The 8,403-nt window shown below is 74.3% G+C and carries 7 protein-coding genes; 1 reads left to right on the top strand and 6 read right to left on the bottom strand.

What is annotated here, in order from left to right; all coding sequences use genetic code 11:
- Positions 1–108: 108 nt before the first annotated feature.
- The 6 genes from ABTZ17_RS34800 to ABTZ17_RS34825 form a co-directional block, all read right to left on the bottom strand.
- The gene (locus ABTZ17_RS34800) at positions 109–720 is read right to left on the bottom strand and encodes a flavodoxin family protein (RefSeq protein WP_352199807.1); all 612 of its coding nucleotides are present in this window, start codon (positions 718–720) and stop codon (positions 109–111) included.
- A gap of 176 nt (positions 721–896) precedes the next feature.
- A complete protein-coding gene (locus ABTZ17_RS34805) occupies positions 897–4,625 on the bottom strand; it encodes a S8 family serine peptidase (protein ID WP_352199808.1) in 3,729 nt (1,242 codons plus the stop codon).
- Positions 4,626–4,857: 232 nt separating this feature from the next.
- The gene (locus ABTZ17_RS34810) at positions 4,858–5,091 is read right to left on the bottom strand and encodes a hypothetical protein (RefSeq protein WP_352199809.1); all 234 of its coding nucleotides are present in this window, start codon (positions 5,089–5,091) and stop codon (positions 4,858–4,860) included.
- A 97-nt stretch (positions 5,092–5,188) separates the two neighbouring features.
- Positions 5,189–6,244, bottom strand: coding sequence for a lipoate-protein ligase LplAB (lplAB, locus tag ABTZ17_RS34815; RefSeq protein ID WP_352199810.1), 1,056 nt, complete (start codon positions 6,242–6,244; stop codon positions 5,189–5,191).
- Between the two features lie 160 nt (positions 6,245–6,404).
- Positions 6,405–6,971: an EF-hand domain-containing protein gene (locus tag ABTZ17_RS34820; RefSeq protein WP_352199811.1), complete on the bottom strand. Its 567-nt coding sequence runs from the start codon at positions 6,969–6,971 to the stop codon at positions 6,405–6,407.
- 48 nt (positions 6,972–7,019) lie between these two features.
- Positions 7,020–7,565: an EF-hand domain-containing protein gene (locus tag ABTZ17_RS34825; RefSeq protein WP_352199812.1), complete on the bottom strand. Its 546-nt coding sequence runs from the start codon at positions 7,563–7,565 to the stop codon at positions 7,020–7,022.
- A gap of 215 nt (positions 7,566–7,780) precedes the next feature.
- Between ABTZ17_RS34825 and ABTZ17_RS34830 the strand changes: the two genes are divergently transcribed.
- Positions 7,781–8,380 carry a hypothetical protein gene (locus ABTZ17_RS34830; RefSeq protein WP_352199813.1) on the top strand — a complete coding sequence of 200 codons (600 nt, stop codon included), beginning with the start codon at positions 7,781–7,783 and terminating at the stop codon, positions 8,378–8,380.
- Positions 8,381–8,403: the final 23 nt, after the last annotated feature.

An 8,403-nucleotide genomic window follows, 5' to 3' on the forward strand; every position in this document is an offset into this window, starting at 1 on the left:
GGGCGCCGCCGCGCTCCCCCGTCCGCCCGCCCGCCCCCCCCGTCCGGCCTCCCCACCTCCGGGGGCGCCGCACCACCCCCCGGGGGCGCCGCACCGGACGTCTCGCGGTCAGTCCCCGGTGGGCGCGCCGATCGGGAACTCCGCCGGCGGGGTGCTGCGGGCGAAGTAGGTCTTGGCCCGGCGCAGGGCCCGGGCGTCGTCGCGGACCTGGCCGGGGCGCGAACCGTTCCCGAGGAGGACCCCGCCGAAGCCCATCCCGAGGTAGGCGGCGGTGTTGTTGAGGGTGGCGAGCAGCCCGTCCGTACGGGCCTCGTCGCGGTCGGCCATCACCGTGACCGCCCAGAGCCGGCGCCCGGCCATCCGCTGCTTGAACTCCAGGCCGGGCACCGCCAGCCAGCCGGACCAGTAGTCCAGGTACCGCTTGGTCTGCGCCGACACGCTGTACCAGTACAGGGGCGTGACGAGCACGATGTCGGTGGCCTCCAGGGTGGCGGCGCGCAGCTCCTCCTCCTGCGGGGAGCCCGGTCGGCCGTCGTGCTCGTGGCGGCCGTCGCGGAAGTCGGGGAGCGGGGTCCCGGTCAGGTCGATCCAGCGCTGCGGTACTCCGGCCGGCAGTTGGGCGGCCGCCTCGCGCGCGAGGATCTCGGAGTTGCCGTCGGCCCGGGAGCTGCCGAGGACGAAGAGGAAGGAACGGTCTTCGGGCTGTGCTTCGTTGCTCATGTCCGCTTGCAACCGGCCGTGCGGGCGCGGAAATTCCGCCGCGCCGTGCCCGGTCCGCGGGGTGGACACGGACCTGTCGGGTCCGGATCCCCCGCCGCCGAGGGGCGGAACGATTCAGCGGATACGGGGCGGCCGCCCCCGCCGGAGGGCGGGGACGGCCGCGGAGGGTGCGGGGCTCAGCTCCGGTCGGGGCGCTCGGTGACGCGGAGCAGGTTCACCAGGGGCTTGCCGTAGCCGCTGCGGGCCACGAAGCGGACGTTGAGGACCCCGTCGGTGACGGTGACCTGGTAGGTCCGGGACAGGGCCGTGTAGGTGCCCGCCTCCAGGGAGATGTCGAGGGCGGGCAGGACCTGCACGCCCTCGGCGAGGACGTCGAAGACCCGCTTGTTGGGCTTGGTGGAGGCCAGTTCGGCGAAACCGAGCTCCACCGTGTAGATGCCGTCGGGCACGTTGTCGAAGCGGTACTCGTACATGCCCTCGCGGGCGTTGCGGTAGAGCTTCTGCTCCTCGGTGCCCGCGATGGCGCGGCCGGTGGCCTTGGTCGCGGAGGTCCCCTGGTAGCCGTAGGAGCCCGGGGTGTACTTGCGGTCCGGGGACCAGCTGTCGCCGAGGGCGTCGGTGCCGGCGTAGTCGGACCCGGTGTCCAGGGCGGCCTGGTAGCGGGGCACGACCACCTTGACCGGGACCGTCAGCACGGGACTGCGGCCACTGGCCGAGGTGATCTTCAGTTCGGCGGTGAGGACGGTGCCGGGGACCAGCCCGGTGGTGTCCACGGCCAGGGAGAGCGGCACCTGCCCGCCGGTGGGCAGCTCGCCGGCGCCCGGGGTGACGGCCAGCCAGGCCGCGTCCTCGGCCACGGTGAAGGCGGTCCCGAGACCGGGGTTGGTCAGCGGCAGGGTGCGGGTGCGCTTCTGCCCGGGCGGGGCCACGACCTCCACGGAAGGCTTGGCCGCGGTGACCTTGCCGGTCTTCAGGAAGCGGGTCACCCCGGTCACGGCGTCGGCGTCGACCTGCACGGTGACCTGTTCGCCCTGGTAGGCGTTCGCGGTCACCGAGACCGGCACGGAACCGGACGCGCTCTGGACCACGTAGCCGCCGTCGGCGCCGGTGACCGCGGTCACGGCGGCGGTGCCGGCGCCCACGGTCACGGTGGCCCCGGCGACGCCGTTGCCGTCGTTGGCGTCGAGGATCCGGCCCGTGACGACCCCGCTGCGGGTGGTGCGGAAGGACAGCGAGAGGCCGTCCGAGAGCACCGGGGTGTTGAAGGAGTACTTGAAGGCGTCGGTGCCGGTGGCGTTCTCCACGCCCACGGTCGCGCTGGAACCGGCCTTCAGCCCGGTGCCGGTGGTGTCCTTGTAGTGGTAGGTGACGCGGCCGTCCTCACCGATCGCGGCGGAGAAGGAGAACTTGTCCGCCTGCGCCGACCAGTGCGAGACCTGCCGCCACTCGATGACGAAGGAGCGGTGCGGGGCCGTGCCGGTCACGGAGGTGAACACGCCGGATCCGGTGCCCGCCGCGCCGACCACCAGGTCGTCCCAGAAGGGGTACAGGGCCGCGTTGGGGGTGGCCGCGCTCGGCAGGTCGGAGTTGATGTCGCCGGTGTGGGCGCCGCCGAAGCTGACGGTGCCGTTGGTGCCGACCCAGGCGGTGCCGTAGGTCTTGCCGTACAGCGGGATCTGGAAGGGCAGCTCCACCCGTTCGGTGGTGTTGTCGCCGGTCAGGGCCAGTTGCCGGTCGCCGGCGGCGTACGGGCGGGTGCCCGCGGCGCAGGCGTATCCGTAGGTGTCGGTGCGCTCGGGCAGGGTGACGGTGACGGTGGCGTCCGTCGGCAGGGTGACCCGGGCGCTGCCCGCGGTGACGCAGCGGGCCGGGTGCGAGGCCCGGACCTCGTAGGCGCCGTGCGGGAGGGTGACCTCGAAGCGGCCCTGGGCGTCGGTGGTGGCGGTGACCGGGGTGTCCACCACGGTCACGGTGGCGCCGGCGGCCGGGCCGGACCCGGAGGAGACGGTGCCGGTGAGGGTGGCGGAGGGCGCCTGCGTCAGGGTGAAGTCCCCGGTGGCGGTGGTGCCCTCGGTGACGGCGACGGTGGCGTTCTGCTGTCCGTAGCCGAACTTCCCGGCGGTCAGGGCGTACTCGCCGACGCTGAGCGCGGGGAAGGAGTAGCTGCCGTCGGCGGCCGTGGTGGTGGTGCGGTCGATCGGGCCGTCGGCGGTGACCTTGGCCCCGGCCACGGGGTCGGCGCCGGAGCGGACGGTCCCGGAGAGGGCCCCGGTGGCGCCGCGCGGGGCGGCGGAGACGGCCGCGAAGGCGTCGAGCCGGCCTTCGCCGAAGACGTTGTTGTCCGCGGCGGAGCCGCCGCAGGCGGTGTTCGCGGTGTCCTCGGCGGTGCCGTCGAGCAGGGCCTCCGTCGCCGCCACGTCGCCTTCGAGGGCGGGTGCGGCCGACCACAGCAGGGCCACGGTGGCGGCGGTGTGCGGGGAGGCCATCGAGGTGCCGGAGAAGGAGTCGTAGCCGCCGGGCACCGAGGAGCGGACGTTCACGCCCGGGGCGGCCAGGTTCGGCTTGACGATGCCGCCGGGGCCCGCGCCGCGCGAGGAGAACGAGGCGATGGTGTTGTTGATGTCGAAGGCGCCGGAGCTGTAGGAGTTCGCGTAGTCGCCCGGGGAACCGCTGGTGGCGCAGCCGGGTCCGGAGTTGCCGTTGGAGAAGGCCGGGAAGATGCCGGCGGCCCGCCAGGCGTCGACGATGCCCTGGTACCAGTCGTCGTGGGCGGAGCTGCCCCAGGAGTTGTTCACGATGTGCGGGGCCAGGTCGGGCCGGGGGTTCTGGCCGGCCCGGTCGGTGGGCGCGATGATCCACTGCCCGGAGGCCAGCAGGGATGCCTCGGAGCAGGAGCTGGTCTCGCAGCCCTTGGCGGCGATCCACTTGGCCCCGGGGGCCACGCCGATCTTGTTGGCACCGCCGTCGTCGCCGACCATGGTGCCCATGGTGTGGGTGCCGTGGTCGTTGTTGTCGCAGGGGGCTCCGCCCGCGCAGATCCCGGCCGGGTCGAACCAGTTGTAGTCGTGGACGAGCGTGCCGTCCGCCTGGCGGCCCCGGTACTGGGCGCTCACGGCGGGGTGTCCGGCGTCCACGCCGCTGTCGATGTTGGCGACGACGATCCCCTCGCCGCGGACCCCGAACTGCTCCCAGACCTGCGGGGCCTTGATCCGGTCCACGTTCCACTCGACGGCGTCGGTGGCGGCCTCGCGACGGCCGTCGAGGGGCTTGGGGATGCTGACCTTCTCGTCGGCGTCGATGGAGGCGACCTCGGGCCGCTGGGCGAGGTTCTCGGCGAGCTTCTCGGTGCCGACCACGCGCACGGCGTTGACGATCCAGTACGAGGTGTACTCGGCGCGGGCTCCGTCGAGGGCCTTCAGCAGCGGGGCCTGGGTGCGGTCCGCGTGCGCGCGCTTGGCCCGGTACACCGCCTCGGCCTTGCCGGCGCGGGTCCGCTGCCGGGCCGCCGCGCCGAGATCGGCCGCGCTGTCGAGGCGGACCCAGAAGGCGGCCTTGCCCTCTTCCAGTTCGGCCCGCAGGGCCGGTTCGATCTTGAGTTCGGCGGCGGTCGGCGCCCCGCCGGGCCGGGGTTCGGGGGCGGCCGCGGCGACCCCGGCGCCGAGGGGGAGGAGCAGGGCACTCGTGAGGGCGGCGAGTGCCGAGCGTAACGGTGAGGTGCGTCGTGCCACGTGGTCTCCTCGTGCTGGTGACGCGGAAGGACGGATCGTGGTGCGGGTGGTGCGGGCCGCGCGCGGGGGCACGGCGTACGGGTGGTGCCGGGCGTGGTGGCGGTGCCCGACGGGCCGGACGTACGGCGTGTGCACGGCGTGCGGTACGTGCGGGACGTGCGGGTGCTCCGTGCGCATGCTGTGAGGCTGCTGTGAGCACGCGTCATGGTTCATCAGGAGGCATGTTCATTACAAGACCGCCTCGGGGATCGGCGCCGACCACGCCCGGGACGGTGACGCGCGGGGGCCTTGCGCGGCCGGGGCCGGCAGGTCGGGGGCGCGCCGGCGACCCCGCGGAAGCCGTCACACGGGCGTCACGAAAGGCCCCGCCACCGTGGGACCGGCGGCGGGGCGGAGCGTCCGCCGGGACTCAGTCCGCGTCGAACAGGGTGGGCTCGGGAGGCGCGGCGGCCGGATCGGGCAGTTGCTCCTGCCAGGCGCCCGCGTCGCGCAGGCGGACGTGCGTCATGCTGCCGGGGCACAGGCTCAGGGAACGGGACTCGCGCTTGTGGTCGACCACGCTGACCATGCCGGTGGCCCGGGTGGGCGCTCCGGCGTACACGCCCCGGCAGACCGGGCACTCCACCCGCGGATAACTCGCCATCCGCCCAGTGTGATCCACGGGGCGGGGGGCCGGCCAGTCCGCTCCCGGCCCGGTCCCCCGTCCGGGGCCGTTCCCCCGCCCGGGGTCCTTCCCGGGGTCAGGGCACGCGCGCGGTCCACTCGGGCGTGGCGAACTTGGTGCGGGCCAACTGCTCGGCGCGGGCGAGTTCCTCGTCGGTGACGGCGTCCTCGGTGAGCCCGTAGCGGCCGCGGAAGGCGCCGACCAGACGGTCGATGACCTCCTCCCGGCCGAGGCCGGTCTGTCGGCGCAGCGGGTCCACCCGCTTCTTCGCGCTGGCGGTGCCCTTGTCGGAGAGCTTCTCCCGGCCGATCCGGAGGACCTCGGTCATCTTGTCGGCGTCGATGTCGTAGGCCATGGTCACGTGGTGCAGCACGGCCCCGCCGCCCGACACGATGCGCTTCTGGGCGGCCCCGGCGATCTTTCCGGCCTCGGTGGCGATGTCGTTGAGCGGCTGGTACCAGGCCCGCACCCCCATCTCGCCGAGCGCGCCCAGCACCCAGTCGTCGAGGTAGGCGTAGGAGTCGGCGAAGGACAGCCCGGAGACCAGCGACTGCGGGACCGACAGCGAGTAGGTGATGGTGTTGCCGGGCTCGATGAACATGGCGCCGCCGCCGGAGATCCGCCGGACCACGGTGATCCCGTGGCGGCGGGCGCCCTCGGCGTCCACCTCGTTGCGCAGGGACTGGAAGCTGCCGATCACCACGGCCGGGGCGGCCCACTCCCAGATCCGCAGGGTGGGCGGGCGGCGGCCCTCCGCGACCTCGGTCGTCAGGACCTCGTCCAGGGCCATGTGCAGGGCCGGTTCCTGAGGGGCCGTCCGGATCAGCCGCCAGTCGTGCGCGGCCCATTCGGTGGCCTGGGCCAGCGCCCGGCGGACGGCGATGCCGATGCCCTCCGGGGTGACCCCGAAGAGGTGGGCGCCCGGAGGCAGGGCCGCGCTGACGCGGGCGGCCAGCGCGGCGGCGTCGGCATCGGCGGGCGCGCCCTCCAGGGCGCCGTTCACGGCGTCGAGGGCCTCGTCCGGTTCGAGGAAGAAGTCCCCCGACACCCGGACCCCGCGCAGGGCCCCGGCCTCCTCCTCCAGGTCGACGACCACGAGCTTGCCGCCCGGAACCTTGTACTCACCGTGCACCGCTGGAAGCCTCCCGGATATTTCCGGCTTGACCGGAATCGTGCTGGGCTCCCACGCTAACCGACCCGGGCGGCCCGTCATTCCCGGGCCGCCCGGGGCCCACGACGCGCGGCCGGCCGCCGACGGGCGCCCGGGACCGGCCGTGGGCCGACGGTCCCGGTCAGCGCAGGCCGGGGAAGGGCTCGCCCGCCCACCAGTTGCCCGGCGCGGCGGGGTCGGCGCTGGTCCAGTACTCGATGACGGCCGAGACGAACTCCTCGCGGGACAGCCCGCCGTCCCCGTCCCGGTCCAGGCGGCGGAACGCCTCCTCGGCGGTGTCCCGCGTGAACCGGGGGAAGTGGCCGCGCTGGAAGGCGTGGAACTCGTCGACGTCCACCCTCCCGTCGCCGTCCGCGTCGGCGATCTCCAGGAACGCCTCGGCCAGGGCCCCCAGGGTGGCGCGGGCCGCCTCGGGGCGTCCGGCCAGGGAGGCGACAGCGCGGACGAACTCCTCCTTGGACTGGGAGGTGGCCCCCGCCGGAAGGCGCGGCAGGTGCAGTTCGCGCCAGATGTCCAGGTACGCGTCGACGATCCGGCCCTCCTCGGGCGAGCCGACGGCATGGCCCAGGGAGGCGGCGACCGAACGACCCATGACGCGGTGGTCCTCTTCCGTGAGGCTGCCGTCGCCGTCGGCGTCCAGGTGGTCGAATCCGTGGCTGATCTTGGCGGTGAGCAGGTCTTCGGGCATGGAGGTCTCCGTCGAGTGGTGGGCGGGCGGGGCCGGACGGGCCGGGGCTCAGAGGGTGAGGTGGCCGTACAGGGCGTTGCCGGGGAGATCGGGCTCGGTGCCGGTGAAGTACTCCTCGAAGGCGCGGACCAGCTCGTCGTGGCCGAGGCGGCCGTCACCGTCCCGGTCGAGGGTGGTGAAGGCGGTCGCCGCCTCCTGCTCACCGACCCCGTAGGCGGCGAGCCAGCGGGTGAACTCCGCGCGGTCCAGCTGCCGGTCGCCGTCGGCGTCCATGGCCTCGATGACCCGGTCGACCACCGGCAGGACCACCTGGTCGAAGCCGTCCGCGGTGGCGACGGCGTACCAGGCGCTGACGAAGTCCTCCTCGTCGAGCTGGGCGTCCTCGCCGCGGCCCAGCTCCCCGCTGATCCGGGTCCAGCCCGCGTCGTAGGCGGTGGCGAGGTCGCGGGCCGCCGGCGAGTCGGGCGCCTCCCCCGCGGCCTCGGCGAGCCGGCCGGCGAGCAGGTCGTAGTCCTCCTTGGTGACCAGCCCGTCGCCGTCCTGGTCGAACAGGTCGAACCGCCTGCGGAGTTTGGCCGCGATCAGAGCTTCCATGGTGTCCTGCCGTCCTCTCCAGCGGGCGTGCGTGCGGATGCACGTACGGAGGGGGAACGAGCGGCGGAGCGCTCGGTCACTGGGCGGACCCCGGTGGCCCCGCTGGACTGCTGCCCCGGAGGCGGCGGCCTACGCGGCCGTCGAGCGGGCATGGTGTAGCGGGGGCCCGGGCCGCGGGCCCGGCGGGGGGCGACCGCACGTGATCGGAGGGTGTGGTGGAAGAGACCTGGACGACGGATTTCCACGGCAGCGCGCACGAGGGCACCGTCGGGGTGCTGCTGGCGGACGGCAGCGTGGCGGAGCCGGTGTACTTCGACACGGGTTCGGGCTCGGAGGGGCGTACGACGCGGGAGTGGAGCGCCTACGACGGCACGGCCTTCCTGGGTCCTCGGGCGGCGGCGTTCCGGGCGGTGTGTTCCTGCGGTTGGGCGGGGCCGGAGCACGCGCTGGACTGGGAGTCCTTCGGCGGGGCCCCGCTGTGGCAGGCCGGGCGGGAGGACGCGGACAGCTGCCTGGACGACTGGGACGCGCACACGATGGACGTGGAGCGGCGGACCGTCCCGGTGCCGGAGGAGATCACCGACATGCTCGGCCGCCTCAAGGGGGCCATCGAACGGCTCGCGGACGAGTCACCGGCGGCGGCGGTGAAGGCTGCCCGGCAGATGGAGATCGCGGCCGGGTACGCGGCCTACGGGGCGGCGCACGACGCGCGGGCCCGGATGAGCCCGGAGGAGATGGCCACCGCGCTGGGCATCGACGCGGCGGCGGCCCGTTCGCTGTTGGCGCGGTACGGGGGGTGGAGCCCCTACCGCTGAGGCGGTCGCCCGCACGGCCGGGC

The organism is Streptomyces sp. NPDC097619, assembly GCF_040302735.1.
In the GTDB taxonomy this organism is placed as follows: domain Bacteria; phylum Actinomycetota; class Actinomycetes; order Streptomycetales; family Streptomycetaceae; genus Streptomyces.